A 26,521-nucleotide genomic window follows, 5' to 3' on the forward strand; every position below is an offset into this window, starting at 1 on the left:
GAGAATGCTGGTCATGACCCAAACCATGGTTGGACTTGTCAAAGCGCACCGCAAAGCCGGAGCCGTTCTGATGGAGGTGCCCGTCCCCGAATGCGGGCCGGATGAAGTGTTGATCCGGGTGAAAGCGAGCTCGATCTGCGGAACGGATATGCATATTTATCATTGGGACGACTGGGCCGAACAGCACGTCGTGACCCCCAATGTGTTCGGCCACGAATTTGCGGGCGTCGTGCATGAGGTGGGCTCGCAGGTGAGCAGCGTCCGCGTCGGGGATTATGTGTCCGCCGAGGGCCACATCGTCTGCGGGATGTGCAAACAATGCCGTTCGGGCAACGCTCACGTCTGCCCTCATACGCGAAGCTTCGGCATTACCGCGCCGGGCTGTTTTGCCGACTATGCGGTGACCAAGGCGGTCAACATCATCCCGAACGACAAGTCTCTGCCCTTCGAGCTGGCCTGCCTGCAGGACCCGCTGGGCAATGCGGTCCAGTCCGTGCTGTCGGGCGACATCGTGGGCAAGTCCGTCGTCGTCATGGGAGTAGGCCCGATCGGCCTCATGGCCGTACAGGTAGCGAAGGCCGCGGGCGCGGGCAAAATCATCGCCGTCGACCTTAACGCGTACCGGCTGGATATGGCCCGGAAGCTGGGCGCCGACGCGACGATCCAGTCCTCTTCCGCGGTCTCGGCCCCGGAGCTGATCCGGGAGATGACGGGCGGCGAAGGAGCCGAAGTCGGCCTCGAAATGTCCGGCAATGCCCGCGCCATCAACGACCTGCTGGAAGCGATGTCACCCGGAGGCCGCGTCTCTCTGCTGGGTATTCCGGCTCATTCCGTGCCGATCGACCTGTCCCGGCATGTGATTTTCAAGGGCCTTCAGGTCCACGGCATAACGGGACGGCGCATGTACAACACCTGGCACCAGATCAAGGGGCTGCTGGACCAGAACCGCATCGACCTTCAGCCGCTCGTCCAGCATACGTTTACACTCGACCGGTACAAGGAAGCTTTTGACTTGATGGCTTCGGGCCAATGCGCCAAGGTCGTCTTTACTCATATTTAGAAAACGGAGGATGAACATATGAGCGGATTGGATTATTTGGCGGAAGAACTGGAGCAGCTCAAACGGGAAGGCCGGTACCGGCTGCCCGCCGTATGGGAAAGCGGCTCGGATGTCTGGATGGAACTGAACGGCCGGAGGGTGCTTCAGCTTTCCTCGAACAACTATCTCGGATTTGCCAATCATCCCGATCTTAAGCGGGCCGCCGCGGATGCGGTATACCGATATGGCGCCGGCAGCGGTTCCGTACGGACGATAGCCGGAACGCTGAAGATTCACGACGAGCTGGAACGGGAGCTTGCCGCGTTCAAAGGAACGGAAGCCGCACTCGTCTTCCAGTCCGGTTTTACGACGAACCTCGGCGTGTTCTCCACACTGCTGCAGGATGGCGATGTCGTGATCAGCGACGAGCTGAATCACGCGAGTATTATCGACGGAATCCGGCTGTCGAAAGCGGCGCGCAAAATCTACCGGCACAAGGACATGAACGCGCTCGAAGACGTTCTCCGCGCCAGCGGCCAGTACCGGAAGCGCTTTATCGTGACGGACGGCGTGTTCAGCATGGACGGGGACATCGCGCCCCTGCCGGCCATCGTCGAGCTGGCCGAACGCTACGACGCCATCGTCTGCGTCGACGATGCCCACGCCAGCGGCGTGCTCGGCCGCAACGGCAAAGGCTCCACCGACCACTTCAACCTCCACGGGCGGGTGCATATCCAGATCGGCACCCTGTCCAAAGCGATCGGCGTGGTCGGCGGTTACGCGGCCGGAAGCCAGGCGCTGAAGGAAGTGCTGATCCACAAGGCGAGACCGTTTCTGTTCAGCACGTCCCATCCGCCTTCCGTTGCGGCCAGCTGTCTGGAGGCCATCCGCGTTCTCCGCGGCAGCTCGGAGCTGGTAGAACGGATGTGGTCTCATGCCCACGGTTTCCGCAAGGCGCTGATTCAAGCCGGCTTCGATACCGGAGCCAGCGAGACGCCGATTATCCCCATTATAATCGGGGACGCCGCGGCTACCATGCATTTCTCCAGCCGCCTGCTGGAGGAAGGCGTCTTCGCCCAGGGGATCGTCTTCCCAACCGTTGCCGCCGACAAAGGCCGCATCCGGCTGATCATTACGGCCGCCCACTCGCAGGACGATTTGGATTTCGCCCTGCAGGCGCTCAAAAAAGTAGGGCGCGAAACCGGTCTTATCTCCTAAACAAAAACCTGCCCCGGCTGTTTGACAATAGGCTGCGAGGCAGGTTTTTTTTATTTTCCGCACCCAAAATAATTGTTGATATTCAGATCGTATATAGTACAACAGAACTACCTAAGCGGACGGGCAAGAAGAGTTTGAATGAAACCCGGCATTGTGGTTCCTTTGCCATTGGCAACTAATTTATAACAAAAAAGCTCTGGTCTACATACAATAACCCATGACAATTGACTATAACAATTAAATGGAGGATGTTTTATGACTAACGAACTCATGCCCCGATTTGCTTATGCCGGCGAGCCTTATTGGGGGTTACCGACGGTTACGGCGGATCGGCAGCCACATCCGGTTTTAGTTGAGGCAAGACAAACTGCCCCAAATCAAATTTTAATGACATATGATCAACGGTCTGATTTAGCGTCCGCAACCAATGTTTCGAATTACTGGATCAGAAGCAATATGGGTCCTGCGGATATCGCAAGCGCGGGCATGAGTGAAGCACTAACGGCAGCTAATGCGATACGCCCCGATATGGCGATGATTACGCCTGCAGACAATTCTAGAACGAGATTTTTCCTGACATTCAGGGTTAATGCCATGCGTGGAGTCATGTATACCGTGCTCCCTTGTTTTGTTAATTTAGAGGGAATGACAGGCTTCAGGGGAGAAAACTGGGGGCCATTCAGCAGAAACATGTTTATTGGCATGTAAACAAGATATCAACTTATTTAAATAAACCGCTGTTGAGCTACCGGGATACGATAGCTCAACAGCGATTTATTCAAAGGAGCGTGGCTTTACATCGGTCATAAATCAACAATGTAATTAAACATGGCCTCAACTATTTTGTCAAAACATCAGCTTCCTTCACTTGTACAGCTCCACCCATTGGTGCAGCTGCTGCTTCAGCTTTTCGCGGACCGCCTTAGGCTCCAAAATTTCCGCCGCCGGACCGTACTGCATCACCCAATTGAGAAACTCGCGCTCATTGTTAACCGTCACCTCGAAAATGAGGCTCCCGTCCTTGCGGTCGCGCATACGGGGATGAACGAATAATTCCTCTTCCTTGACGTACCGCGCCACTTCGGCGTTGAACTTCACCTTGAATGTCATATTTTTGTCCCCGCGCTCGATGGACCAGGTGTTCTTAAGGTACTGCCGGATGTTGAAATCCCCTTTTTCAAAAGCCTGCCCGGTCACCTCCACCTGCTGAAAACGGCTCATCCGGAACGTGCGGACTTCCCCCTTCAAATGACAGTAGCCGATGAGATAAAAGCGCTGCTCACGCGGAACGAGGTAATACGGATCGATCTGCCTCTCCGTCGTTTTGTTGCGGGACATCGTATGATAGACGGTTGAAATGGTTTTCTGATCCAGAGTGGCGCAGATAATCGTCTCCAAAAAATTCGGATGCTCCTGCCGGTAAGCGGGCGCTCCCATCTGGATAATGTCCGTAATATTTTGCACGATGTCGCGGTGGTGGCTCTTTTCCTTCCCGTGAGTGGCCATTACTTTATGATAAGCCTGGTCAAACCCAGGCGGCAGCTTTTCCGTATCGAGGACCGAAGGAAGCATCGAGAAAACGAGCGCCTCCTGCTCCGTAAAGTTTAACGGGTACAAGAAAAACTTCCCCATAAACCGGTACCCGGTCCCCCTGCCGTCGTTGGTGATCGGCGCTATCAGGCTTAATGTAGCGAGGTCCCGGTAAACCGTCCGGGGATTAATTCCGCATTTACGGGCGATGTCCGAAGCCGAGATTCCCGGATTGGCTTGAATGGCCAGAATAATATGAAACAATCGGATGACTTTGTCCATCATATGAGCCGTGTGTCACTCCATTCCGTTAGGTCTATGTGCCTATAGAAGTTAATTCGACACCGGCCCCTTCCTACTCCTTCCAAAAAAACAGAAAACCGGAAGAGAAATCCGGGAGGGCAGTCCCCCGTTTCCGGACAAGGCTGAGGAATCCCTCTGACCTGGCTCCGGTCGTTGCTCCATTCCTTGCTCTTGCTCTTGTCCTGGCTCCAGCCCTGCTCTAGCCCTGCTCTAGCCCTCTCTAACCCTTGCCCCCGGCCTTCCTCTCGTCCCGGCTCCTTTTCCGTTTCCTTTCTTTTTCCTTATCCGTATCCACTTGTCCTTATCATCTTCGTCCTCCTCTTCGTCTTCCTGTCCGTCTTCCGCTTCCTCCGCTCCCGGTTTCCTACTTCCGTTCTTCTTCACGACATTCTCTATGTAGTCCTTCCTCAGCCCCAGTGCTTCACAAATGACGCCGACATCCAGCATAAGTTTTCTCCCCGTGCTCATCTCTCTGCGCAATCCCCTTCCCCAAATCATGATATGAATTCCATTATTTAGGTTATCATTTCGATGCGACACCTGTTTGTCTCGAATGGGTGTTTGCTTTTCTTTACTTTTGACCAACAAAAATAAACCCGTCCGACAGAACAAAGTCTGTCGGACGGGTTGTATGCACACCAAACCGCGCGGAACGGGCTGTGTGCCTCCACAGCCTGCGGCAGGGCCGCTTTCCCCCCACGCCGGCTTACCGCGCCGCGGCCGTCTCGATCAGCCGCGCGAGCAGAGCCGTACGCGGCGCGATTTCGTCCAGCCGCACGTACTCGTCCGGCGAGTGCGCGAAATCTCCCCGCGCGCCGAGGCCGTCCAGCGTCGGGACCCCGCAAGCGGCGGTGAAGTTCCCGTCGCTGACGCCGCCGGTCGCCGTCTCGCCGAGCTCGAAGCCCAGCTCGTCCGCGGCGATCCTCCGCGCGAGGCCGTACAGCCGTGCGATCGCATCCGTGCGCTCCATCGGCGGGCGCATCATGCGGCCCTCGATGCGGAGCCGGGCTCCCGGCAGGTGCGGGCGGAGGCCTGCGATCAGCGCGTGCACCCGCTCGGCCTCGGCCGACGTCTTCACGCGCACGTCGATCTCGGCTTCGGCGCGGTCCGCAACCACGTTCGTGCCGATGCCTCCGTGCACGATGCCGACATTCACCGTCGTGCCGATGGCGTAATCGGTGAGGCCGTGCAGATGCTGGATCTGGTGAGCCAGCTCCTCGATGGCCGAGACGCCCTTGGAAGGGTCCACGCCCGCATGGGCGGCAATCCCTTCCACGATGACCTTGTAGCGGCCGCTTCCTTTGCGGCCGGTTTTGAGCGCGCCCTCCGGCTCCATCGGAGGCTCCAGCACGAAGACCGCCTCGCAGCCCCGGGCGGTCTGCTCGATAAGCCCGCGCGAGCTGGGGCTGGAAATCTCTTCGTCGCTGTTGATCAGCAGCACGACGGTAACATCTTCCGCGGGACCGCGTCCCTCGTCACCGAGCAGCTTCAGCGCGAACATCGCCTGAAGCAGCCCCAGCTTCATGTCGTACACGCCGGGCCCGAAGGCTCTGTCCCCGCGGACGCTGTAGGACCGCCGCGACGCTTCGCCTTCGGGCCACACGGTATCGTAATGGCCCAGCAGCAGAATGCGCCGGCTTCCGGCCCCCCACTCGCAGAGCAGCCGGTCGCCCGCAACCTCGTGGGGAAGACGCGTTACCGTTCCCCCGGTCAAACGCCGGAACTGGATTTCGTACCAGTCCGCCATCCGGTCGCAGAGCGCCTTGTTCCGTGAAGGCGAGTCCATATTTACGCTTTCTTCCAAGAGCCGGAGCAGCTCCGGCACGTATTTTTCCACAAGAGTTACGTCTGACATACGAAATAAACCTTTCTTTGCGCAAAATAAACGGGTACGGTCCGTACGAACGCGCTGCGGAAGAAACGGACGGCATGCAACCCGCATGCCGCCCCTCTTTTTTTATAGAGTGAATCCGGACTTGCCTGAATAAAGAAATCTTAATGGGAATGCGAATTCGTGCCGAAGAGCTTATCGAGCCCGTACACCCGCTCCAGAATGAAAATAAACACCAGACTGAGCAGGATGACGACGGACGAAACCGAAGCGACTAGCGGATTGAGCGTTTCCTGCATATAGCTGAAAATCGCCATCGGCAGAGTCGTCGTCTCCGGGGAAACCAGGAACAGCGAAACCGTCACGTTATCGAACGAAGTCAGGAACGAGAAGATCATCCCGGACAAAATGGCCGGACGAAGCAGCGGCAGCGTAATGTCGCGGAAAACCTGAAACGGGCTGGCCCCCAGAATGTAAGCCGCACGCTCCAAGGTGTAATCGTAAGCGCTCAGTCCCGTCATCGTCAGCCGGACCACATACGGGATCGAAATGAGCATGTGGGTGATCAGCAGTCCCGTGAACGTTCCCGCCAGGCCGATCCGGGTGAAGAAGAGCAGCGCGGCCATCCCTATTATAATAGAAGGAACGGTTAGGGGAGACAGCAGCAGCGCGTTGACGAAGCCGCTCCCCGGGAACTTGTATTTGTGGATCGCCATGGCCGCCAGCGTGCCGATGATTGTAGACAAAACGGCCGATAGAGCCGCCAGCTCCAAACTGAAAATAAACGATTCGATAAATTCCGGCCGGTCCAAAATTTTCTCATACCATTTCAGCGAGAAGCCTTCCGGCGGGAAGGACAAATAATTGGCCGACGTAAGCGAGGTCGGAATAATGACCAGCAGCGGTGAAATGACGAAAAGCAGCACGATAAAGGTAACGATGCCGAGCCACGGGATGCGTCTGCTCACGAGAACACCTCCCGGTAGCGCTTCGTTTCCACGATTTTCGTAAATACCGTCACGAGCGCATAGGTGGAAGCCAGCATCAGGAAGGCGAGCGCCGAACCGAGCGGCCAGTCGAGCGTGGCCATAATTTTCTCGTACGTGATGACCGGCATGACTTTAACCGAGCTTCCGCCCATCAGGGCAGGGGTGACGAAAGCGCTCATGGATAAGCTGAACACCAATGTCGTCCCGGCAAAAATGCCCGGCAGGCTGAGCGGCAGCGTGATGGAGAAAAACGAGCGGGCCTTCGAGGCGCCCAGAATTCCGGCCGCTTTGTACAGGGACTGGTCGACGGCATACAGGCTCGTCGCCAGCGCAAGCACCATGTACACGATGAAGGAATCCGTGAGTCCGATGACCACGCCAAGCTCGTTGTACAGAAGCTTCAGCGGCTTGTCGATCAGGCCGAGCTTGATCAGAGTGCTGTTGACCCAACCTTTGTCGCCCAGAATGACGACCCAGCCGAAGTTGCGGATGACCACGGAAATCAGATGCGGCGAAATGATCAGAAACGTGACGAGTCCGCGCATTTTGCCCGAAGCCTTGGACATGAAGAGCGCAACCGGGTAACCGAGAATGAGCGTCAGCAGAACGGTATACAAGCTGAGCTTGATCGTCCGCCACAAGATGCCCGCATAATACGGGTCCTGTACGAAAAGCAGGTAATTATGCAGCGAGAACTGCTGCTCGGCGTCCTGCACACTCTGGAGCAGGATGTAGATCATCGGGATGAGAAACGCGCCGAGCAGAACGATCAGACTGGGGGCCAGAAGAAACAGCCCCGTCCAGGACGACAGGCGGCGGAAGCGGGAGGATTTCGCCTGCATGGCCTACTGCTCCTTCCGCGGGAATACGAAGACGTCCTTCGGATTCCACGTCAGTCCCACCTGCTGGCCCGCGGTGTAGTCCGCCAGTCCGTCCTGCATCTGCATCCTTACGGTAAGCAGCGCGGAGCCGACCTCCACCTCGCATTCCACGAAGGAACCGAGGAAAGCGAGCTGCCGGATCGTTCCCGCGGCCCGTACGGTATCCGCAAGCGCGCCGGGCTCCGTCAGGCGGATTTTCTCCGGACGCACGTAGGCGACCACGGTTTCCCCCGTCGTAAACGTGCGTCCGTCCGCGGACGCCTCCAGCACGAATCCGGCATCGGTCTGCACGGCCATCCCGCCGTTTGCCGATCCCCGGACCGTGCCGGGCAGGCGGTTGGATTTGCCGATGAAGGTGTGCACGAATTCGGAGGCGGGACGGTTGTAAATGTCCCAAGGCGTCCCGATTTGCTCGACCTTGCCGTGATCCAGCACGACGATCCGGTCGGACAAATACAAGGCTTCCTCCTGGTCGTGCGTGACGAAAATCGTCGTGACGCCCGTCTCTTTGTGCAGACGCTTCAGCTCGTCGCGAAGCTCTTCCCTCAGCTTCGCGTCCAGGTTGCTGAGCGGCTCGTCGAGCAGAAGCAGGGACGGCTCGATCACCAGCGCCCGGGCGATCGCGATCCGCTGGCGCTGCCCGCCGGAAAGCTGCTTCGGATAGCGGTCGGCCACATGGGGCAGCTTGACGAGCTCCAGCACCTTCCGCACCTTGTCCTTGATTTCCGCCTTCGGCATTTTGCGCAGCTTGAGCCCGTAGGCTACATTCTCGGCAACCGTCATATGCGGGAACAGCGAATAAGTTTGAAACACCATGCCCAGGTCCCGTTTATTCGAAGGAACGCCGTTCATACGCTTGCCTTTGATCGAAATTTCACCGCCGTCCGGGTCCAGGAACCCGGCAATCATGTTCAGCGTCGTCGTCTTGCCGCACCCCGAAGGGCCGAGAAAGGAGATGCACTCCCCCTTCTCGATCTGCAGGTCAAAGTTATCGACGACCACGTTGGAACCGAATGTTTTACGGACGGCTTTCAGTTCGACATCTATCCTTTTTTCCAACTGAATCACCTGTTTTCCGAATCTATTTGCCTACCGAAGGTGCGATTTCCTTGTTGAAGCGGTCGATCCATCCGGCGGTGCTGCCGCCTACGGTTTCGTAATCGAATTTCACGATTTTGGAGCGGTCGAATTCGATTTTTTTGGATATATCTTCCGGGAGCTTTACGGATGTGGCCGGGTTATAATACAGCTTTGAAGCGTACAAGGTCTGAACTTCGTCCGTTAAAAGGAAGTCGATGAAAAGCTTCGCGGCGTTCGGGTGCTTCGCGTTCTTGGTCATCGTGGCCACGTTCGGCACCAGGTTAGCCCCTTCCTTCGGCACGACGAATTTCAGCTCGACCCCCTGGTCCTTCTGCACAATGCTGCGGGCCATCGTCCAGGACGTGTACGCCGCCGATTTGTTCTGCAGGTTCTGCTGGAGCTGCGCGGCGCTTTTCGCAAAGGTCGGCATATATCCTGCAATCGTTTTCAGTTTTTCAAAGCCGGGGTCCATATTCTTCTCCGACCCGCCGTTCGCGTAAGCCAGCATGATCAGAGCCGAACGGCCGAAGTTGCTGGAAATCTCGGTCAGGGTGAGGTTGCCTTTCATTTCGGGACGGGCCAGATCGTTCCAGGACTCGGGAATCGGAAGATTTTTTTCTTTCACAATCGCTTCGTTATAGGAGATGCCCATCGGCGTGAAGTTGACGGCGACCCCGCTGTCTTCGGCCACTTTCAGATCGGCGATCACGTTTTTCATGTTCGGAATATCGGCTTCTTTCAGCGGTTCGAAAAGACCCTCTTTGCGTCCGATTTCCTGCTCGCCGCCTTCAATGATGGCAACGTCCGTCTGCGGATCGTTTTTAACCGCTTTCGCTTTGGCGACGATTTCAGTCGATACGCCGGAAACGTACGTCAGTTTGATGTCGGGATATTTCGCTTTGAAACGTTTGAAAATTTCGTCTTTCATCAGCTCTTCTACCGTAGCTCCGTTACCCGCAACAACAAGTTCTTTCTCCGGCTGCAGCGCTGAAGTCGATGCGCCCGGTGTAGCGGCGGCATCTTTTGCCGGCTCTTTTGAAGATCCGCATCCTGCAAGAAGCGATCCGCACAGAGCGGCAACTGAAACCAAGACCCCGATTTTCTTTTTCATGGATGGACATCCCTTCTATTTGGTTTTCTCTTATCGTTCACTATATGTGAACAATGTTTCCTATAAGGAAATCTTAAAGTGATTCTATCACGCTCTTTCCAGCCTAGCAATACATATGTCAGGTTTAAAAAAAGATTATTTTTCCGGAGCGGAACACGTCCGAAGCACCTCTAGGAAACCCAAAATAAGTATGCTACAATAGCAATAATTTGCTTGCATGTCGGGATATTCCGACGATATGACCGCCTGGGGGAGTCTGTTCATGGAGCACCATTTGTCTTCCGTTAAAAACAGCAGCCGCCTGCTCAAAGAGTTTCTGGACGGTCCGAAGGAGCTCGGAGTCACCGAACTGAGCCGCCGGCTTCAGTTGTCTAAAGGCGCCGTTCATAAACTGCTCGCTACGCTCGAAAGCGACGGGTTTATTTCGCAAAATCCGAGTACGAAGCAGTACTCGCTCGGTTTTACTCTGCTCGAACTCGGCACGAAAGTGCTTCGTGATCATAATCTCGTCGACTTCGCCAAACCCTACTTGCAGCAGCTTGCCGAGAAAACGAAAGAGCTGGCCTGCCTGTGCGTCGTCGACGGGAAAGACGCCATATATGTGGATAAAATCGATTCCCAGCATCCGATCCGCTTTAATGTAGACGCGTTCCGCCGCTTTCCGCTGTATGCCACCTCCGCGTCTCGCGTGATGCTGGCTTTCCGGCCGGAGGCGTTTATCGACAGCGTGCTTGCGGACGGAATCCGCACGTATACACCGCATTCCATGCAGTCGCCGGACGAAATCAAAGAGCGGCTTGCGGCTATCCGCAGCCGCGGCTACGAGATTTCGACGAATCTGCGCAACGTCGGCGTGACGGGGATGGCGGCTCCGATCCGGGATGCGACGAGCGAGATTGTCGCTTCCGTCAGCCTCATCGGGCCGTCGGACCGGGTCGTTCCGCAGCAGGATGCTTTCCTGCAGCAGGTTCTCCTGACGACGCGCAACATTTCGTTCGGCCTGGGCTACCGGTAGAACACAAAAACACCCGGAATGAAAAATTCCGGGTGTTTTTGTTCTCATTTAGCCCGCGGGAAATCTCTGCCGCCTTGCGAGACAGCCCCTCGATTCTTGGGACGGGCTTCGCGCTTCGTCTGTTTATACGACGTCGTAGCCCTGTTCTTCGATCGCTTCTTTAATCTGTTCGGGTTTTACGGCTCCCGCCTCGTATTCCACTTCGACACGGCCTTCGGCCAGATGAACCTGAGCCTTCGCTCCCAGCTCTCCAACCGCTTTTTCTACCGAATTTACACAATGCTGGCAGGACATGCCCTCTACTTTCAATGTCAGTTTTTCCATTGTTCTTGCCCCTTTCTTCCTCTTTCGATTAGTTTGGGTTTATTTCATAAGCTTGTTGACGGTAACGAGCAGTTCGTCGATCACATCCGTATCGCCTTCCTGTATCCGCTCGATCACACAGCTTTTCATATGCCCTTCCAGCAGCAGTTTGCCCACGCTGTTCAAGGCGGACTGCACAGCGGCAATCTGGTTGAGCACATCGTCGCAGTACGTGTCTTTCTCGATCATGCCTTTAACGCCACGGATCTGGCCTTCGATCCGGTTCAGCCTGGAAATCAAGTTATTCTTCACCTTGTCGCTGTGATGGCTTCTTCTTTCCGTATCTTCGTCGCGCGTATCTGTATGGCAGGAAGTTCCGGTATCTGCCGCATCAAGCGGAGCGATGCCCGTTTCGCCTGCGGTGCTGCCGTTATCCTTTTCGGAATGGAGTACCATCTTGTTCAACCTCCCTCATAAACAGCATAACATACCCCATGGGGGTATTTCAACAACCTTTAAACTGAATTTTTTTCTCGTCATTCATAAAAATTCGGGCTTGTTAAAATCTTCTGAATTGGTTACTATAAAATAACATATGAATATTTGCTCATATATTAATTTTAGGAGGGATAACGATATGAGCAGCTCAAAAAAACGGAAAGCGGCCGGTGCCGCAAACGGCTCAATTCACCGGCACGATCACGGGCATTCCCACGACCATTCACACGATCACGAACATGGCGGAATCGGGCATCATCACGGCCCCAGCAGCAAAAAGGGGCTGTTTATCGCTTTTCTCATCACAACGGGCATTATGGTGCTGGAATTCGCCGGCGGTCTGCTGACGAACAGTCTGGCCCTGCTGTCGGATTCCGGGCATATGCTGAGCGATGCGGCGTCTCTGCTGCTCAGTCTGGCCGCCATGTGGTTTGCGGCCCGTCCCGCCTCTCCCAGAAGAACGTACGGCTTCTACCGCGTGGAGATTTTAACGGCCATGCTGAACGGCGTCACCCTCGTCGTCCTCTCCATCCTTATCATCCGGGAGGCCTTCGAACGCTTTGCGCACCCGCCTGCAATCGCGAGCGGCACGATGACGCTTATCGCCGTCGTCGGCCTCGCCGCCAACCTCGTCAGCGCCTGGTTTCTGACCCGGATGGGCGGCGCCAAAGACAACCTCAACGTCAGAAGCGCCTATCTGCACGTGCTCGGGGATGCGCTCGGCTCCGTAGGGGCGATAGCCGCCGGTCTTCTGATGCAGGCGTTCCAGTGGTATCAGGCGGACCCGATTATCTCCGTCCTGGTCTCGCTGCTCATTCTGCGCAGCGCCTGGGGCGTGTTGAAATCCGCCACGCATATCCTGCTCGAAGGAGTCCCCTCGCGCCTCGACGCCGACGATGTCCGCAGTACCCTGCTGCGTATTCCCGGCGTCCGCGACATCCATGATCTTCACATCTGGACGATCACGTCCGGCATGGATTCTTTCAGCTGTCATCTGCTCATCGACGATGAAGCCGACAGCCGGGAGGTTCTCCAGCAGGCCGTCACCTGTATGGAGAACGAGTATAAGATCCGGCATGCCACCATTCAGGTGGAGACCCGCCATCTGAAGCATGCGGAGTTCAGCATCTAAGAACCGCACCGTTTATCCCGGCCGCCTGCTCACCGGCATGTTCGCATCTCTCTGCACGCGATGCGCGGATTCGGCGCAGCCTTGCGGGAAAGCCGCTGTCCAGCGTGTCCGCAAGCTGCATTACGGTCTAAATGAAAAGCCCGCGGCATAATGCGCGGGCTTTTTTGCATTGCCGCCAGGAGGCCGGATTGCTCGGGAGATGTCCGCCGGGCGGACAGAACCTTTTTTCCTAATCCTCTATTCCCTGATGAGTTTCGGCGGCAATTTCTTTCAGCGAGCGGATTTTCCCGTGGGGATTCTGTCTTTGCTTGCGGCTTTTGGCCAAGCTTTCCTTCCGGTTTTTCGATTGGGTCATGAAACGACACTCCTTTTCGTAAAGGGGTACGGTTCGTCGACGAGTCGATTCTCCGCTCTGCCTCCCTAGTTTTCGCCCGGGGAAGGCCGCTCTATTCGGCCGATTTACTTTTAGATCCGTTTCCGGACGCGTCCACTTGCAAACTTTGATTTTCTTTGTTCACGTTTTCAGGCTCCGGTCTCCGCCCCCGGATAAAAAACAGCTTGAAGCTCGAACTGGAACGATTTAGGATATAAGAATAGGAACAGAACCCCCTTGGGAAAGGAAATCCGGATGACATGTATTCCGTTGGCGAACTTGCGCGTAAAGCGAACATAACGGTACGCACCCTGCACCATTACGATCAGATCGGGCTGCTGAAGCCCTCCGGCTCCACGGAAGGCGGCCACCGGCTTTACTCCGACGAGGATGTTATGCGGCTGGAACAGATTTCGATTCTCAAAAAAATGGGACTCGGGTTAAAAGCCGTCCGCGAGATGCTCGACAGCTACGGAACCGACTGGCTCTCCTGCCTGGAAGATCAGCTGCGAATGGTTCAGCGCGAGAAAGAGAAACTCGAAGAACTGGAAGGCATGCTCCGCGTTACGATCCATTCCGTCCAAATAGAAGGCACCCTGAACTGGAACACCATGTTCCAAATGATCCGGCTCAGTCAAAAAGATCCCGCGGCCAAGCAGCGCTTCATCCGGGAGCATTTCACGGCCGAAGAGCGGAAGCTTCTTCACAAGCTGCCTAATCTGAACAAAGACGACCCCCTCACAGTGCGCTGGACAGAAGAAGTTGCACAGGCCAGGGCCGTCATGCACGAAGATCCGGCTTCTCCGGCCGCCCAGGAAGTGGCTGCACGGATCACGACGCTGGCCTTGGAGGCTTTTGCCGGCAATGAGGCTCTGATGAACAAGTACTGGGAGCTTCACGGCGCGGAGGGAAATCCGATGAACCTGTACCCGTTCGAACCCGAGCTGCTGGAGTTTCTTAGCGCGGCGTTTGAGTATTACGACCGCAATCAGACGGTACACCAAGCTCCAGCCGCCCCAAGCCTTCCGGCGGCAGAAATAGGCCGGAACTAAAGAAGTAAGGGACGTGGGAGCGATCCATACCACGAACCAAGCAAACTACCGAGCAACGAACTAAACAGGTATCGGCCTGATGATGGAGGTTTCGCGTGTCTTTTTTTAAATGGTTTTTTACTAGTATGAAATCACAGCCTGTGCAAACACAGCCAAAAACGCCGCCCGTCCAGTTGTTTTCCTCGTTCGCTCCGTATGGGCTCGGTGTTCTGGAGAACGACAGCCTCAAACCGGTAGAAGCCCGCTTCGATGAGGTTTTCGCAAAGCACGCCAAGTATTGGGACCATGTAAAAGCGCGCGTGCTGAAGGAGCACCCGGACATTTCGGAAACCGAGTATTCCTGGATTTTCCTGGAGTTCAAACGCTTTCTGGCGATCAACATTTATTTGAATAATGTAGGCATGTACAGCACGTCCGTGGATGAAATCTGGCACGAAGCTTTGATGTTCACCCGCGATTATCAGGAGTTCTGCAGAGATCTTCTGGGGGAAATGATTCACCATTCACCGCATGTCGGCGATGCGCTTCAACCGGGCGAGCACGATAGAGCCCTCTTCGAGCTTGTTTACTCCCTTGTGTTCCGCTTCTACCCGGAAAACGAGCAAATGCTCGGGAAGTTCGGGCAGCGCAAACTTTCCCCTGAATTTGTCGCATATGCCCGCGCTTTTGACTGGAATCGTATCCGGCGGGATTATTTCAAGCCGAATACGATCGGTATTTATGAAGATGCTGTTCAGGAGTTGGTGCACCACCTTTTCAACGGCATCCAGAATGCCCCGCCGGCCGCTGCAGCCGGAAATTCCCGCAGGATGTCTTCGGCCGGGAGAACGCAGGCCTCTTCGTTTAACGCCAACGACGTCTCCGGCGCGGGTTACGGCGCCCTCAGCGCCCTGCTATTCTACTCCATCCTGAACGGGGGCGACGATCGTGAGGGAAGCGGCGGGAACGGGTCCGGCGATTCGGACTGCAGCAGCTCGAACTGCAGCTCTTCGGACTGCGGCGGCTCGTCCGACGGCAATTCGTCCGGCAGCGGCTCTTCGTGCAGCGGTTCGTCTTCGTGCAGCAGCTCGTCTTCATGCAGCAGCTCGTCTTCATGCAGCAGCTCGTCTTCGTGCAGCAGTTCGTCTTCATGCAGCAGTTCGTCTTCGTGCAGCAGCTCGTCTTCATGCAGCAGCAGCTCCTGATTCAACCGGCTGAGCCGTTTTTTTGCGGGAAACGTTTGTAAGGAGAGCGAATTCACAAGGCATTTTTTAGAGCGGGAGGCATGGGAATTGAAAACGATCGAGGACAGTTACGTGGCGTTCCTGGACATTCTCGGCTTTAAAGATCTGGTGGATAAGAACAGTCACCTCGATCTGCAAACCATCTTTTCTAACGACATTATGCACAACATCAACCGGACGAAAAAAATGATGGACGATGTAAACTCCGAGCTCGGCATGCCGAGCGCCATTCAAGTGCTGTCGGTGTCCGACAGCATCATCATGTGGACGGAAGGAACCTCGCCCGTCCAGTTCGTGAACATCGTGAACGCGGCTTTCAGCGCCCTGCTGTTCTTTATGCAGCGGGGCGCTCCGCTCAGAGGCGCGATTTCCAAAGGTCCCGTCACCGTTCACGAATCGGAGAATCAGAAAAACATTTTCGGCAAAGGAATCACAAATGCGTACAACCTCGAAAACATCCAGCAATGGTCCGGGGCCGTTATAGATGAAATTTGTCTCACGGAAGAAATCGTCGCAAGCAGGGAATATAAGATTCTGAGGCGCAAACATATTCTGGTGGAATACCTCGTTCCGTTCAAAACCGGCCCTGTGGAATATAGGCATGCCATTAACTGGGCCGGTTTGGACGGGAGAATATTTTACGGCGATTACGAAGCCATTGAGAAGCAGTTCGCCCGCCACAACAAAAGCATCGACGACTGGTCCGTCAAACAGAAAATCGACCATACCGCCGCTTTTGCGCGGTTCGTGCAGACGCTGCCTAAAGACGGTATCACAGGGTAAACGCGTATACGATGCACATCTGAGCCGCCACGTATGTCAGCCAGACCCAGTATCCCTGATGCCGGAGCGACCTGCCGCCGATGGATACGGCCCCGATGATCGTGTCCGATACGACGAAGAGCAGCCCGCCGGCAGCCGTCAGCCAGAGCGCCCCGCCAAGGGACCAGGCCATTGCGGCCGCAGCCGACGCCATGGCCCCGACCCACAACCCGTAGACGAGCGAGCCGGTGTTGAACAGGCGCGGAGCGTCGGGATTGCGGATCAGGAGCAGCCAGGCGGCGATCAGCACCAGGCCGTAGAACACGGCAGCGACAGCCAGCCCCGCGTTCATCAGGTCAAGGCCCTCACGGTGCAGGGCGGCCGCGAACGCCGCGATATAGAAGACGTGCGCCACGGCAAACGTCAGCATTCCCCCGATCATCGGATGCCTCCAGGGAATGATCCCGGCCATGGACAAATCGCCGATGAACGACCAGGCCATCCCCCAGAAAATCCATTCTTTGAAGGAGGAGGCCGGATCGTCCCGCCACAAGGCAAATGCCGCTGCCGTAAGCGTCAGACTGATCAGCATCCTCACCCACAAAGGAAGCCGGACTTCCGTGCTTTTACGCCGGGCGTCCGTAATTCCAAGACCGGTACCGGCGGCAAACAAGATCACTTGAACGGCCCAAAGCCATCCCATCATCATTTCTCCCTCCTCCCGTGCACCCCGTGCACGCCTGTGCTGTTGCCTATTCTTACCCCGCGCGTCCCCCGAGCAATCCGGCTCTTAATGATCCCGCGCTTAAATTTACACGCTTCGTTTGCCCGGTTCCACGGGGAACCGGCCAAGTCCGCACGTTTTATACACGTTATGCACGCTCTCCGTTTCTTATCCTGCATTTTCATTTCTCCTTGCTGCACAGACGCCATACAAAAAAGACGACCGGAGCCCGGCCGTCCTTTCAGCGGCCCTCGGCCTCTTTAATCCGCACCGCAGCCCAGTCCGTCCGGTAGAACCGGTACATGACGGCAAGGCCGAAGGCGGCGATAAACGCATACAGCGAAATCCACGCGCCGGCCGAACCGAATCCCCACACAAAGGTGAGCAAATACGCGAGCGGCACGAAAAAGACCCAGCTGAGCACAAGCGAAGTTCCCAGCAGAAAGGTCGTATCTCCGATTCCCCGCAGGCCGCCCGCGTAGAAATTCAGGAGACCGTCAAACAGCTGCAAAAACGCGGAAATCCGGATGAGATCGGCGGCAAGCGCGTAAACCTCCGGGTCCTGGGAATACAGCCTCGCGATCGGAACCGCGAAAACGAATTCCACCGCACCCAGGACCAGCAGGCAGATGCTGCCGAGCACCGCCGTGTCGGTGCCGTACCGGCGGGCCAGGTCGGGCCGGTGCTTACCGACCTCGCGTCCGACGAGGATCGTCGCCGTAGAGGCGAAGGCGAAAGCCGGCATGAAGCCGAGCGCCATCACGTTCAGGGCAATCTCGTTGGCGGCCAGCGCCTCCGTCCCCAGGCGGGTCACGAACATCGTGAAGACGAACATCGCCAGGCTCATCGCGAATTCCTGCATGCCGAGCTTCCCGCTTTCGCCGGCGATCAGACGCGCTTCCCTGCGGTCCAGCTTGACCCGGGTGCGGGTCCGGTATTTATCATGCAGCCGGAAAAACACGATATACACCGAGCCGATACTGCAGATGGCTTCCCCGATCAGAACGGCCAGTCCCGCGCCCGGGAGCCCCAGTTCGGGAAATCCGAGACGGCCGTACGTCAACCCGTAGGTGAACACAATCATCGCCGCATTCCCCAGAATCGTCAGAGCCATAGGAGACCGGGTATCTCCGATTCCCCTCAGAAATCCGAAAAGGACAAAGTTCAGCACGGAAAACGCCATCGCATAAAACCGGAGCTCCAGATATTCCTTCCCTGCGGCAACCAGTTCTTCGGAGCTTCCCATCAGCCGCAGAATCCCTTCGCTTCCGAACCACCCCGCAGCCAGGATGACGGCAATGAGAGCCAGGCAAAGATAAAGCGCGATGTATGTGCGCTCCACGCCTTTCTTCATATCGCCGGCCCCGAAATTTTGAGCCACAAGATAATTCACCGTGTGACCGATTCCCGAGCAGGCGGCCCAGGCGTTATACATAATAATGTTGCAAATTCCTACCGCCGCGATGACGAGGGCTCCCATCGGGCCCACCATCATCAAATTAATCGTACCCGTCAGCGTCGCCGCCGCGAACGACACGATTGACGGAACCGCAAGCCGCAAAATCATTCCCCAATTTGTAAACATAGACTACTCCTCCGGAACCGCCGCCGGTACCATCCTTCCGTCCGGGTTGCTTTCCGATTGTTTGACCCGCTTAAGCTGCGCGACAATCAGAAAACTCACGATGACAAGCAGGAACCACGAGCTCATTTTGCCGAAAGAGACAAGCTGCCAGCTTTCCCTCTGATTCGGATACTGCCAAGCCCCCAGGAAGGTTGCGATATTTTCCGCCAGCCAAATAAAAAAGCCGATAAGAAAAAAAGAAAGGACGAGCGGCATCCGGTACGTTTTCCTGCCGACGGTAAACAGGACCGCAGTCCGGAAAAAAAGCACGAACAGCAGCACGGTCAGCGCCCAGCGCAAATCCCAGATATAATGGTGGGTCATAAAATTCAGATAGATCGCGGCTCCGAGCGGGACCGTAAACCAAGGCGAAGGCCAGCGGGTCAGCTCCACATGCAATCTCCGCCAGGATTGGCACAAATAACTCGCCACACTCGCGTACATAAACCCGCTGTAAAGCGGCACGCCCCATACTTTCGTCCAGGCTTCCTCCGGATACGACCAGGAGCCCATATTCACCTTATAAATCTCCAGCGCCAGCCCGATCAGATGGAACAGACAGATCACTTTCACTTCATCCCTTGTTTCAAGCCCCGTCCGGACCATCGCCCATTGAATCAGCAGACAAATGACCAGCATAAGGTCATACATGTGGGGGACGTTTGCCGTCTTCAGAACAGCCAGACTGATAAAAATAAGAACGGGAAACAGACACGAAAGAGCTTCCAGCCAGCCGAAAAGCAGCAGCTGCCGAATCCCATGACGTACGGATCGAATCATGGGAAACCCTCCCTTCAGCTTTCGGAGGTTCCGGGCGTCCTCGCATGCCCGGAATCCATTCCTCTGCTAGTTTAGCACAAGTTTTCCAAACAGGGAGAAAAGAAAGCCGGAAAAAATCCCTCAACTATTTGCGCCGCGGGTATTGACAGAACCTTTTTTTGAAGGAAAAATGAGGGTGCAGAGCTGTCAAACCGAACCCACTTAAAGGCGGTGCACGATGAGTAAACACGTCTCCATGCAAAACATTGCCGACCGGCTTGGCATTTCGAAATACACCGTTTCACAAGCGCTTTCAGGAAAAGACGGGGTCAGCGACGAAACGCGGCTGAAAATCATGGAAACCGCCCGGACCATGGGCTACCGGAAAAAAATAAACAAAAGCCCGGCCGCGGCCGGACTTTTCCAGGAGTGGAATGGCGGAAGAAAAGAAATACCCTCTTCCTCCTCCGATCCTTATATGCTGGTATGGATACACAGCGCCAAGCAGCAGGACCCGTTCTTCTGGCCGAAGGTCATTGACGGCCTCGCTCAAACGTGCCGCGACCTCCAAGCGCACTATATGCTGATTTCCGTCCCGTCTCACCGGGAAGACGGGCTGACCATGCCGGGATTTTTGGACCCGGCACGCTGTATGGGCCACATTCTGCTCGGCACCTTTTCGACGCGGGCCGTCATCTCCCTGCAGCAGACCGGACTGCCGCTCGTGCTTGTGGACCACGAGGAGCCGCTCGTGAACGTGGACTGCGTCGTCAACAGCAATGTCGACGCCGCAATGGCCGCGACCAAGCAGCTTCTGCGGGAAGGCTGCGACTCGCTCGTTTTCGTGGGGAGCGACTCCTTCTCCGTTAGCTTCAGAGAGCGCGCGTTAGGCTGCCGGATTGCCTCCGAGGAAGCGGCGGAATCCGGCCGGCCGGTCTGCCTGAGCAAGTGGAACGTGCCTTACTTGAGTCCGACGTGGCCCCACGATCTGGCGGTCCGCGTGGGCTCCGTCTCCACGAGCGAGCTGCCGGACGGCTTCATCTGCGCGAACGATCACATTGCGCTGCGGCTAATGGCTCTGCTCAAGCAGCGGGGCTTCGACATCCCCGGACAATGCCGCGTGATCGGTTTCGACAACATCGAAGCGGCGGCCGCTTCGTCGCCTGCGCTCAGCACGGTCGAGCTGAGCAAGGAGCTCCTCGGCATCCGGGCGGTAGAGACGCTCCTGTACCGCAAGCGCCATCCCGGCCGCGCTCACGAGAAGATCGTCCTCGCGCCGGAGTTTATCGCGCGGGCGTCGGGCTAGCGCAGGCGGCATGCCGCGAGCATCGGGCCGGCGCGGGGGCATGCCGCGGGCGTGAGCATGGCCCGGGCGAAGCTTGCGGCTCGGACCTGCGCCCTGCGTGCCTGCCGCGAGCTTCACGCGGAGAGCGCGGACCTGCACCCTGCGGCCACGCGCGCCTCAGCCCGTCGGCTTACGGGCCAGTACCCGGATCCGGCAGTAATCGCCGGTCCAGGCGCCGTCCCGGAACAGCGCGGGGCGCAGGCGCTCCTCCACGCCCTGCGTGATGCGCTCCTGCGTCGCCGTGTCGGTTCCGGCGAAGAAGCTGCCGGCAAACGCATGCAGCCAGTGCCGGATGGCCTGCTCTCCTCCCGGCAGCGGCGTCGGCCGGTCAAATAGCTCCGCGCAGCGGACATCGAGCCCGGCCCTCTCCAGCACGCCCGTATATTCCCCGATAGTCGGGAAATACCAGGGGTTTCGCGGCTCGGGATCGAGCCCGGCTTCGCGAACGGCCTCGTGAATCGCCCGCTCGATCCGGGCCACGTTGCCGAAGCCGCCGAATTCGGCCGCGAACCGCCCTCCCGGCCGCAGCGCTTCCGCTACCGTCCGCGCGGCTTCATCGGCCTGAGGGACCCAGTGCAGCGCGGCGTTGGAGAATACCGCGTCGAACGTCCGGCCGCTCCGGTATGTTCTCGCGTCTCCTACCTCAAAAGCCAGTTCCGGGTACTTCTGCCTGGCCTGCCCGATCATGGCCTCCGAGAAATCCACCCCGGTCACTTGCGCGCCAAGAAGGGCTATTTCATACGCGAGGCTGCCCGTTCCGCATCCGAGATCCAGAATCGACTCACCCGGGGCCGGACTCAGAAGATCCATCACACCTTGGCCGAGCCTGGACACAAAATGCATCTGCGCGTCATAATGCCCCGCGTCCCATTTTCCCTGTTCAACTTCCTTCATTCCGAACGCCTCCCGTTCCCGTCTGTGCGGGTAGTACATTCAGTATGAAGAGAAACACTTATAATGTCTAATATATAAAAACTACTCGAATTATAGTTTTAACCTATAAACAAATCCCGGACAAGCGCATTTCTACGCCTGCGGGATTTGTTTCTTTATTTTATACATAACGCTCCAAATAGGATAAAACGACCGACACCAGAGCAAACACGACCGCCGTCAGCGTAATTTTGGAACGAATGAATCCGGCCATGCCTTTATTCTGCTTTTCGAGCTGCTTTTGCTTGTTGGGGACCTCGATTTGGCCCGGGTCATTGTCTTTTCTTCTCATCGTGAAAGCCTGGAAACCGATGCCGCTCACGATTGCCGACACAATGAGCAGAATTAAAGCCAGTAAAAATAACGTATCCGAAATTGATCTAAGCACAAGCGACCATCCTTATCTTGTCCGATTACGGGTTATTTCTCTATTATACTTCATTTGTTCGATAGAATCTCCCTCTTCGTCCTTTCCCTCTGTTGTCCGTCTAAAAAAAGGAAGGCCGCCCGCTTCCGCGGACAGCCTGCTGTGGCCTTAAGCCTATATCCTTTTCGTTATCTTTTATAAGGATACGGATAGTAGGAAGGATAGTTGTGGTAAGGTTGCGAGTGGTGCGGATAGTTTGGATAACCACCGTGATAGCCGCCCGGATAACCTCCGTGGTAGCCTCCGTGGTAGCCTCCATGATAACCGCCTTGGCCCCCGTGATAGCCGCCGTGATAACCGCCCTGGCCTCCGTGGTAGCCTCCATGATAGCCGCCTTGGCCTCCGTGGTAGCCTCCATGATAACCGCCTTGGCCTCCCTGGTAGCCTCCATGATAACCGCCTTGGCCTCCGTGGTAGCCACCGTGGTAGCCGCCGGGCTGACCGCCGTATTCTCCCTGTTTACGCGCTTCTTCTTCCGCTTCCGCACTGATCCATTCGCTTTGGTTCCATTCCTGCTGCAGGCCGTATGTGTCCTGACCGTATGTGCCCTGAACGTATGCGCCCTGACCTTGAGCTTCAAATGTCATAAGAAATCCCTCACCCTCCGTATGTTGTGCCTAAAGGCATTTTGCATCTAACACATCGTATGAACAGATGCCCAGAAGGTGAGAAAAGCGCCCAAAATTGGGCGCCTGCCTAGATAAATCCGGATGAATGGAGCCTATGAAATTTAGCTTGTAAAAGGTACGGACGCAGCGAGGTCACGCTTTTTGAACGCCGCCGGCGAGCATGCTTGCTTTTTTCCAATTGCCCCAGAAATAGTAGGCGACCGAAAGGAGGGAACCCAGCGTAAAACCGACCGGAAAGCTCCACCATACGGCATCCAGACCGTAGGAATCGGCCAGATAATACGACAGCGGGATGCGCACGCACCAAAGCGCCAGGAATGTGATCAGAAGCGGGAACATAACGGCCCCCGTCGAACGCACGACGCCCGAAACCACGAAGGTAATGCCGAAAATGATAAAACTCCAAAGCGTCAGCAGGTTGATCCGCATGCCGATTTCGATGGCTTGGCCTTCCGGCAGGAACAGGCTCAGGGCGCTGCGGTTGAACAAATAGATCAGGCAGACGAGAACGCCCGTCATCAGGACATTGTACATGACCCCGACGCCCGTTACGCGGTGCACCCGGTCCCACCTGCCCGCGCCCACGTTCTGGGCCGCAAACGACGAAACGGCTCCGCCGATCGCCATAGCCGGCATCTGGATGTAAGAAGACAGCTGGATCGCCGCCCCGTAGGCCGCCGTCGCCTCCGATCCGAACCGGTTTACGAGGTTGATCATAGCCAGCGAGCTTGTCGAAACCACGATCATTTGAAGCCCCATGGGAACGCCTTTCTTCACCAGCGATCCGATGATCGCCCCGTCGAAGCGCAGCAGATGCCGGTCTTCGCGCGTAATGCGGAGAAAATATTTTTTCCGGTACAGCGACCACAAGATAGCGGCGAGGGCGACAAGCTGAGAGATGCCCGTAGCCAGCGCGGAGCCCGAAATGCCGAGAGCGGGGATCGGACCCCAGCCGAAAATAAGCAGAGGATTCAGCGCGATATCCAAAATGATGGACAGCACGAGAAACCGGAAGGGCGTTTTGGAATCCCCCGCGCCGCGAAGGATCGTCATAATCATGTTATAGCAGAACATAAACGGCATGCTCATAAAAATAATCCTCAGATAAGCGTTGGCCATGTCCATCGCATCCGCGGGAGTGTGCATCCACTGCAAAATTTGCGGGGACAAAAGCACGCCCAGGAGACCTACGACCAGCGAAAGGGTGAAGAAAAACAGGGCGCTCGCTCCCACCACCCGCTTCGCCTGGGCGGTATCGCCCGCTCCGATGCTCTGCCCGATCATAATCGTGGATGCCATTCCTATGCCGAAAATGGAACTGAGCATAAGAAACATGACATTGTTTGCATTGGATGTAGCGGCAAAAGCGCTTTCACCCAAAAATTTACCGACCCAGATGCTGTTAACCGTCCCGTTCAGGGATTGCAGCACATTCCCGTACAGCACGGGCAGGGAGAACAAGAGCAATTTTCTCGCAATCGGACCTTGGGTCAAATCCATTTGAGCTTCGTTTTTCGCCATGGCGGGGTGTTTCCTCCTAATAAAATGAGCCGCGCCCGTAAGATTCCCTCTCGGGAATCAAACCAACCGCAGCAAACCGATATCCTAATGTTACCATAGCGTGAACCCGGTTAGCGAAGTTCCTGTGCGGACAACAGAAACCGCCTACCTCGTCAATTCACGATGGTTAGGCGGTATTCTTCGGTTATCTTGGTTTAAGAAAGAAATTACCGATTCAAGAGACTGCCGACATACCGCAGCAGCTCGTTCGCGCAAACCGGGCAGTAGCCGTGTCCGTCAATCAGCTGCCGGGTCACTTCGTTGATCTTCTTCAGCTGTCTTTCGTCCGGTGTCTTGGTCGACGTCGTAATTTTGACGATATCCTTCAGATCGGCGAACAGCTTCTTCTCGATCGCTTCGCGCAGCCTTTCATGCGTGCTGTAATCGAACCTCTTCCCTTTGCGAGAGTAAGACGAAATCCGGATCTGGATTTCTTCGCGGAACGCCTTCTTCGCGTTTTCGGAAATGCCGATCTGCTCTTCGATCGAACGCATGAGACGCTCGTCGGGGTCCATCTCCTCCCCGGTCAGGGGGTCTTTGATTTTGCCCCAGTTGGAGTACGCCTCGATATTGTCGAGATAGTTATCGAACAAGGTTTTGGCCGACTCGTCGAACGAGTACACGAACGCTTTCTGCACTTCCTTCTTCGCGATATCGTCGTATTCTTTGCGGGCGACCGAAATAAAATTGAGGTACCGCTCCCGTTCGTCCCGGGTGATGGACGGATGCTGGTCCAGTCCTTCCTTCAGCGCCCGCAGCACATCGAGTCCGTTGATGCACTGAAGGTCGTGCCGGATGAGCGCGCTGGAAATCCGGTTGATGACATAGCGGGGATCAATGCCGCTCATTCCTTCTTCGAGATACTCGTTCTGCATCTCTTTCAGGTCCGCATCCTTGTAGCCTTCTACGGCTTCGCCGTCGTACATCCGCATTTTTTTCACGAGATCCATGCCCTGTTTCTTCGTTTCCTTAAGCCGCGTCAGAATGGAGAAAATAGCGGCGGCCCGCAGCGCGTGCGGCGCAATATGGATATGCGACATGTCGCTCTGCTTGATAAGCTTCGTGTAAATTTTCTCTTCGTCCGTTACCTTCAGATTATAAGGAATCGGCATGACAATCATCCGCGACTGGAGAGCCTCGTTCTTTTTGTTCGCGATAAACGCCTTGTACTCGGATTCGTTCGTATGCGCCACAATCAGCTCATCGGCCGAGATAAGCGCAAAACGGCCCGCTTTGAAATTGCCCTCCTGCGTCAGGGACAGCAGATTCCAGAGAAATTTCTCGTCGCACTTCAGCATTTCCTGAAACTCCATGAGTCCGCGGTTCGCCTTGTTCAGTTCCCCGTCGAAACGGTAGGCGCGCGGGTCCGATTCGGAGCCGTACTCCGTGATCGTGGAAAAATCGATGCTCCCGGTCAAGTCCGCAATATCCTGGGACTTCGGATCGGACGGACTGAACGTGCCTATCCCCACCCGGTCGTCCTCGGAGATCAGCACCCGCTCGACCAGCACGTTCTCGATGTTGCCGCCGTATTCGGTTTTCAGCCTCAGCTGGCAGGACGGGCATAAGTTCCCTTCGATGCGGATACCCAGCTCGGCCTCTATTTCCGGCCTCAATTCACTTGGAATGAGGTGAAACGGATCTTCGTGCATCGGGCAGCCTTTAATCGCATAGACGGCTCCCCGGTCTGTCTTGGAGAACTGCTCCAAACCCCTTTTCAGCAGCGTTACGATCGTCGACTTGCCTCCACTTACCGGCCCCATCAGCAGCAAAATCCGTTTGCGGACATCCAGACGCCGTGCGGCGGAGTGGAAATATTCCTCCACCAGCTTTTCGACTGCGCGGTCGAGCCCAAAGATCTCCTGGTCGAAAAAGTTGTACCGGGCGTGCCCGTCGTTCTGTTCAATGCCGTGAGAAGCGATCATCTCATATACACGCGCATGGGCTGTCATCGCTAGACCCGGATTTTGCCGCACGAGCTCGAGATACTCCCGGAGCGTGCCGGACCATGCAAGCTGTTCCTTCTCGGTCCGGTGCTCCGTGATGCGTTTGAAAATATCCATGGGTACCTCCTCTCACTGCCATTGCCTCAAAAGAGCGGATAGCTCGTGATAGTGATTTTAGGGTACTACAATCCTATGCGGTCCAAGGACAATTCTTGACACTAAATTTGTACAGGA

General features: G+C 56.2%; 27 protein-coding genes. 9 read left to right on the forward strand and 18 right to left on the reverse strand.

The window, feature by feature from the left end:
* Positions 1-13 precede the first annotated feature (13 nt).
* From tdh to ACI48J_RS21095, 3 genes are all read left to right on the forward strand, one after another.
* On the forward strand, positions 14-1,060 hold the full coding sequence (tdh, locus tag ACI48J_RS21085) for an L-threonine 3-dehydrogenase (protein ID WP_326056253.1): 1,047 nt from the start codon (positions 14-16) through the stop codon (positions 1,058-1,060).
* An 18-nt stretch (positions 1,061-1,078) separates the two neighbouring features.
* Positions 1,079-2,257 carry a glycine C-acetyltransferase gene (locus tag ACI48J_RS21090; RefSeq protein WP_405080111.1) on the forward strand — a complete coding sequence of 393 codons (1,179 nt, stop codon included), beginning with the start codon at positions 1,079-1,081 and terminating at the stop codon, positions 2,255-2,257.
* 255 nt (positions 2,258-2,512) lie between these two features.
* The gene (locus ACI48J_RS21095) at positions 2,513-2,965 is read left to right on the forward strand and encodes a hypothetical protein (protein WP_405080112.1); all 453 of its coding nucleotides are present in this window, start codon (positions 2,513-2,515) and stop codon (positions 2,963-2,965) included.
* Positions 2,966-3,121: 156 nt separating this feature from the next.
* Here the strand turns inward: ACI48J_RS21095 and ACI48J_RS21100 are convergent, their stop codons facing one another.
* The 7 genes from ACI48J_RS21100 to ACI48J_RS21130 form a co-directional block, all read right to left on the reverse strand.
* Complete coding sequence (locus tag ACI48J_RS21100; RefSeq protein WP_405080113.1) at positions 3,122-4,072, reverse strand: helix-turn-helix transcriptional regulator; 951 nt, start codon at positions 4,070-4,072, stop codon at positions 3,122-3,124.
* A 228-nt stretch (positions 4,073-4,300) separates the two neighbouring features.
* Positions 4,301-4,537, reverse strand: a complete 237-nt coding sequence (locus tag ACI48J_RS21105; protein ID WP_405080114.1) for a hypothetical protein — start codon at positions 4,535-4,537, stop codon at positions 4,301-4,303.
* Between the two features lie 259 nt (positions 4,538-4,796).
* Positions 4,797-5,945: a M20 family metallopeptidase gene (locus ACI48J_RS21110; RefSeq protein WP_405080115.1), complete on the reverse strand. Its 1,149-nt coding sequence runs from the start codon at positions 5,943-5,945 to the stop codon at positions 4,797-4,799.
* Positions 5,946-6,085: 140 nt separating this feature from the next.
* Positions 6,086-6,889 carry an ABC transporter permease gene (locus ACI48J_RS21115; protein ID WP_405080116.1) on the reverse strand — a complete coding sequence of 268 codons (804 nt, stop codon included), beginning with the start codon at positions 6,887-6,889 and terminating at the stop codon, positions 6,086-6,088.
* A complete protein-coding gene (locus tag ACI48J_RS21120) occupies positions 6,886-7,752 on the reverse strand; it encodes an ABC transporter permease (protein WP_326056264.1) in 867 nt (288 codons plus the stop codon). Before ACI48J_RS21120 ends, ACI48J_RS21115 begins: the two co-directional genes overlap by 4 nt.
* A gap of 3 nt (positions 7,753-7,755) precedes the next feature.
* Entirely contained in the window at positions 7,756-8,850 is a 1,095-nt protein-coding gene (locus tag ACI48J_RS21125; RefSeq protein WP_405080117.1) for an ABC transporter ATP-binding protein, read from the reverse strand.
* 22 nt (positions 8,851-8,872) lie between these two features.
* Positions 8,873-9,982, reverse strand: a complete 1,110-nt coding sequence (locus ACI48J_RS21130; RefSeq protein WP_326056268.1) for an ABC transporter substrate-binding protein — start codon at positions 9,980-9,982, stop codon at positions 8,873-8,875.
* Between the two features lie 262 nt (positions 9,983-10,244).
* Between ACI48J_RS21130 and ACI48J_RS21135 the strand changes: the two genes are divergently transcribed.
* Positions 10,245-10,997 (forward strand): IclR family transcriptional regulator, encoded by a 753-nt coding sequence (locus tag ACI48J_RS21135; RefSeq protein WP_405080118.1) that lies wholly within the window; start codon positions 10,245-10,247, stop codon positions 10,995-10,997.
* A 123-nt stretch (positions 10,998-11,120) separates the two neighbouring features.
* On the opposite strand, the gene ACI48J_RS21140 is transcribed toward ACI48J_RS21135, so the two are convergent.
* Positions 11,121-11,321: a copper ion binding protein gene (locus tag ACI48J_RS21140; protein ID WP_042229261.1), complete on the reverse strand. Its 201-nt coding sequence runs from the start codon at positions 11,319-11,321 to the stop codon at positions 11,121-11,123.
* Between the two features lie 39 nt (positions 11,322-11,360).
* Positions 11,361-11,756: a metal-sensitive transcriptional regulator gene (locus tag ACI48J_RS21145; RefSeq protein WP_405080119.1), complete on the reverse strand. Its 396-nt coding sequence runs from the start codon at positions 11,754-11,756 to the stop codon at positions 11,361-11,363.
* A gap of 181 nt (positions 11,757-11,937) precedes the next feature.
* Here ACI48J_RS21145 and ACI48J_RS21150 point away from each other — a divergent pair, with 181 nt between their 5' ends.
* On the forward strand, positions 11,938-12,930 hold the full coding sequence (locus ACI48J_RS21150) for a cation diffusion facilitator family transporter (protein WP_405080120.1): 993 nt from the start codon (positions 11,938-11,940) through the stop codon (positions 12,928-12,930).
* Between the two features lie 229 nt (positions 12,931-13,159).
* Here the strand turns inward: ACI48J_RS21150 and ACI48J_RS21155 are convergent, their stop codons facing one another.
* Positions 13,160-13,285 (reverse strand): DUF6254 family protein, encoded by a 126-nt coding sequence (locus ACI48J_RS21155; RefSeq protein WP_326056277.1) that lies wholly within the window; start codon positions 13,283-13,285, stop codon positions 13,160-13,162.
* Between the two features lie 278 nt (positions 13,286-13,563).
* Between ACI48J_RS21155 and ACI48J_RS21160 the strand changes: the two genes are divergently transcribed.
* From ACI48J_RS21160 to ACI48J_RS21170, 3 genes are all read left to right on the forward strand, one after another.
* Positions 13,564-14,355 carry a MerR family transcriptional regulator gene (locus tag ACI48J_RS21160; RefSeq protein WP_405080121.1) on the forward strand — a complete coding sequence of 264 codons (792 nt, stop codon included), beginning with the start codon at positions 13,564-13,566 and terminating at the stop codon, positions 14,353-14,355.
* Between the two features lie 140 nt (positions 14,356-14,495).
* Positions 14,496-15,539, forward strand: a complete 1,044-nt coding sequence (locus ACI48J_RS21165) for a hypothetical protein (RefSeq protein ID WP_405080122.1) — start codon at positions 14,496-14,498, stop codon at positions 15,537-15,539.
* Positions 15,540-15,626: 87 nt separating this feature from the next.
* The gene (locus ACI48J_RS21170; protein WP_405080123.1) at positions 15,627-16,361 is read left to right on the forward strand and encodes a hypothetical protein; all 735 of its coding nucleotides are present in this window, start codon (positions 15,627-15,629) and stop codon (positions 16,359-16,361) included.
* Here ACI48J_RS21170 and ACI48J_RS21175 read toward each other — a convergent pair.
* From ACI48J_RS21175 to ACI48J_RS21185, 3 genes are all read right to left on the reverse strand, one after another.
* On the reverse strand, positions 16,351-17,049 hold the full coding sequence (locus tag ACI48J_RS21175; protein ID WP_405080125.1) for a lysoplasmalogenase family protein: 699 nt from the start codon (positions 17,047-17,049) through the stop codon (positions 16,351-16,353). The two genes, ACI48J_RS21170 and ACI48J_RS21175, sit on opposite strands and share 11 nt — an antisense overlap.
* A 256-nt stretch (positions 17,050-17,305) precedes the next feature.
* Positions 17,306-18,649 carry an MATE family efflux transporter gene (locus tag ACI48J_RS21180; protein WP_326056290.1) on the reverse strand — a complete coding sequence of 448 codons (1,344 nt, stop codon included), beginning with the start codon at positions 18,647-18,649 and terminating at the stop codon, positions 17,306-17,308.
* A gap of 3 nt (positions 18,650-18,652) precedes the next feature.
* The gene (locus tag ACI48J_RS21185; protein WP_405080126.1) at positions 18,653-19,468 is read right to left on the reverse strand and encodes a DUF817 domain-containing protein; all 816 of its coding nucleotides are present in this window, start codon (positions 19,466-19,468) and stop codon (positions 18,653-18,655) included.
* Positions 19,469-19,685: 217 nt separating this feature from the next.
* On the opposite strand from ACI48J_RS21185, the gene ACI48J_RS21190 reads away from it, so the two are divergent.
* Positions 19,686-20,753: a LacI family DNA-binding transcriptional regulator gene (locus tag ACI48J_RS21190; RefSeq protein WP_405080127.1), complete on the forward strand. Its 1,068-nt coding sequence runs from the start codon at positions 19,686-19,688 to the stop codon at positions 20,751-20,753.
* Positions 20,754-20,909: 156 nt separating this feature from the next.
* On the opposite strand, the gene ACI48J_RS21195 is transcribed toward ACI48J_RS21190, so the two are convergent.
* The 5 genes from ACI48J_RS21195 to ACI48J_RS21215 all read right to left on the reverse strand — a co-directional run bounded on the left by ACI48J_RS21195 (position 20,910) and on the right by ACI48J_RS21215 (position 26,404).
* Positions 20,910-21,686, reverse strand: a complete 777-nt coding sequence (locus tag ACI48J_RS21195; RefSeq protein WP_405080128.1) for a class I SAM-dependent methyltransferase — start codon at positions 21,684-21,686, stop codon at positions 20,910-20,912.
* Positions 21,687-21,846: 160 nt separating this feature from the next.
* The gene (locus ACI48J_RS21200; RefSeq protein ID WP_405080129.1) at positions 21,847-22,113 is read right to left on the reverse strand and encodes a hypothetical protein; all 267 of its coding nucleotides are present in this window, start codon (positions 22,111-22,113) and stop codon (positions 21,847-21,849) included.
* 167 nt (positions 22,114-22,280) lie between these two features.
* Positions 22,281-22,739 (reverse strand): hypothetical protein, encoded by a 459-nt coding sequence (locus ACI48J_RS21205; protein ID WP_405080131.1) that lies wholly within the window; start codon positions 22,737-22,739, stop codon positions 22,281-22,283.
* A 174-nt stretch (positions 22,740-22,913) separates the two neighbouring features.
* Entirely contained in the window at positions 22,914-24,302 is a 1,389-nt protein-coding gene (locus tag ACI48J_RS21210; RefSeq protein ID WP_405080132.1) for an MATE family efflux transporter, read from the reverse strand.
* A gap of 206 nt (positions 24,303-24,508) precedes the next feature.
* On the reverse strand, positions 24,509-26,404 hold the full coding sequence (locus tag ACI48J_RS21215; RefSeq protein WP_326057126.1) for a PrkA family serine protein kinase: 1,896 nt from the start codon (positions 26,402-26,404) through the stop codon (positions 24,509-24,511).
* Between the last annotated feature and the right edge of the window lie 117 nt (positions 26,405-26,521).

The organism is Paenibacillus chitinolyticus (assembly GCF_045038035.1).
In the GTDB taxonomy this organism is placed as follows: domain Bacteria; phylum Bacillota; class Bacilli; order Paenibacillales; family NBRC-103111; genus Paenibacillus_F; species Paenibacillus_F chitinolyticus_A.

Coding starts and splice junctions, on each gene's coding strand:
- ACI48J_RS21215 (WP_326057126.1), bottom strand. CDS start 26,404: ATGGATATTTTCAAACGCATCACGGAGCACCGGACCGAGAAGGAACAG.
- ACI48J_RS21150 (WP_405080120.1), top strand. CDS start 11,938: ATGAGCAGCTCAAAAAAACGGAAAGCGGCCGGTGCCGCAAACGGCTCA.
- ACI48J_RS21190 (WP_405080127.1), top strand. CDS start 19,686: ATGAGTAAACACGTCTCCATGCAAAACATTGCCGACCGGCTTGGCATT.
- ACI48J_RS21160 (WP_405080121.1), top strand. CDS start 13,564: ATGTATTCCGTTGGCGAACTTGCGCGTAAAGCGAACATAACGGTACGC.
- ACI48J_RS21135 (WP_405080118.1), top strand. CDS start 10,245: ATGGAGCACCATTTGTCTTCCGTTAAAAACAGCAGCCGCCTGCTCAAA.
- ACI48J_RS21155 (WP_326056277.1), bottom strand. CDS start 13,285: ATGACCCAATCGAAAAACCGGAAGGAAAGCTTGGCCAAAAGCCGCAAG.
- ACI48J_RS21175 (WP_405080125.1), bottom strand. CDS start 17,049: ATGATGATGGGATGGCTTTGGGCCGTTCAAGTGATCTTGTTTGCCGCC.
- ACI48J_RS21195 (WP_405080128.1), bottom strand. CDS start 21,686: ATGAAGGAAGTTGAACAGGGAAAATGGGACGCGGGGCATTATGACGCG.
- ACI48J_RS21100 (WP_405080113.1), bottom strand. CDS start 4,072: ATGATGGACAAAGTCATCCGATTGTTTCATATTATTCTGGCCATTCAA.
- tdh (WP_326056253.1), top strand. CDS start 14: ATGACCCAAACCATGGTTGGACTTGTCAAAGCGCACCGCAAAGCCGGA.
- ACI48J_RS21090 (WP_405080111.1), top strand. CDS start 1,079: ATGAGCGGATTGGATTATTTGGCGGAAGAACTGGAGCAGCTCAAACGG.
- ACI48J_RS21105 (WP_405080114.1), bottom strand. CDS start 4,537: ATGCTGGATGTCGGCGTCATTTGTGAAGCACTGGGGCTGAGGAAGGAC.
- ACI48J_RS21095 (WP_405080112.1), top strand. CDS start 2,513: ATGACTAACGAACTCATGCCCCGATTTGCTTATGCCGGCGAGCCTTAT.
- ACI48J_RS21185 (WP_405080126.1), bottom strand. CDS start 19,468: ATGATTCGATCCGTACGTCATGGGATTCGGCAGCTGCTGCTTTTCGGC.
- ACI48J_RS21210 (WP_405080132.1), bottom strand. CDS start 24,302: ATGGCGAAAAACGAAGCTCAAATGGATTTGACCCAAGGTCCGATTGCG.
- ACI48J_RS21180 (WP_326056290.1), bottom strand. CDS start 18,649: ATGTTTACAAATTGGGGAATGATTTTGCGGCTTGCGGTTCCGTCAATC.
- ACI48J_RS21145 (WP_405080119.1), bottom strand. CDS start 11,756: ATGGTACTCCATTCCGAAAAGGATAACGGCAGCACCGCAGGCGAAACG.
- ACI48J_RS21110 (WP_405080115.1), bottom strand. CDS start 5,945: ATGTCAGACGTAACTCTTGTGGAAAAATACGTGCCGGAGCTGCTCCGG.
- ACI48J_RS21120 (WP_326056264.1), bottom strand. CDS start 7,752: ATGCAGGCGAAATCCTCCCGCTTCCGCCGCCTGTCGTCCTGGACGGGG.
- ACI48J_RS21130 (WP_326056268.1), bottom strand. CDS start 9,982: ATGAAAAAGAAAATCGGGGTCTTGGTTTCAGTTGCCGCTCTGTGCGGA.
- ACI48J_RS21140 (WP_042229261.1), bottom strand. CDS start 11,321: ATGGAAAAACTGACATTGAAAGTAGAGGGCATGTCCTGCCAGCATTGT.
- ACI48J_RS21205 (WP_405080131.1), bottom strand. CDS start 22,739: ATGACATTTGAAGCTCAAGGTCAGGGCGCATACGTTCAGGGCACATAC.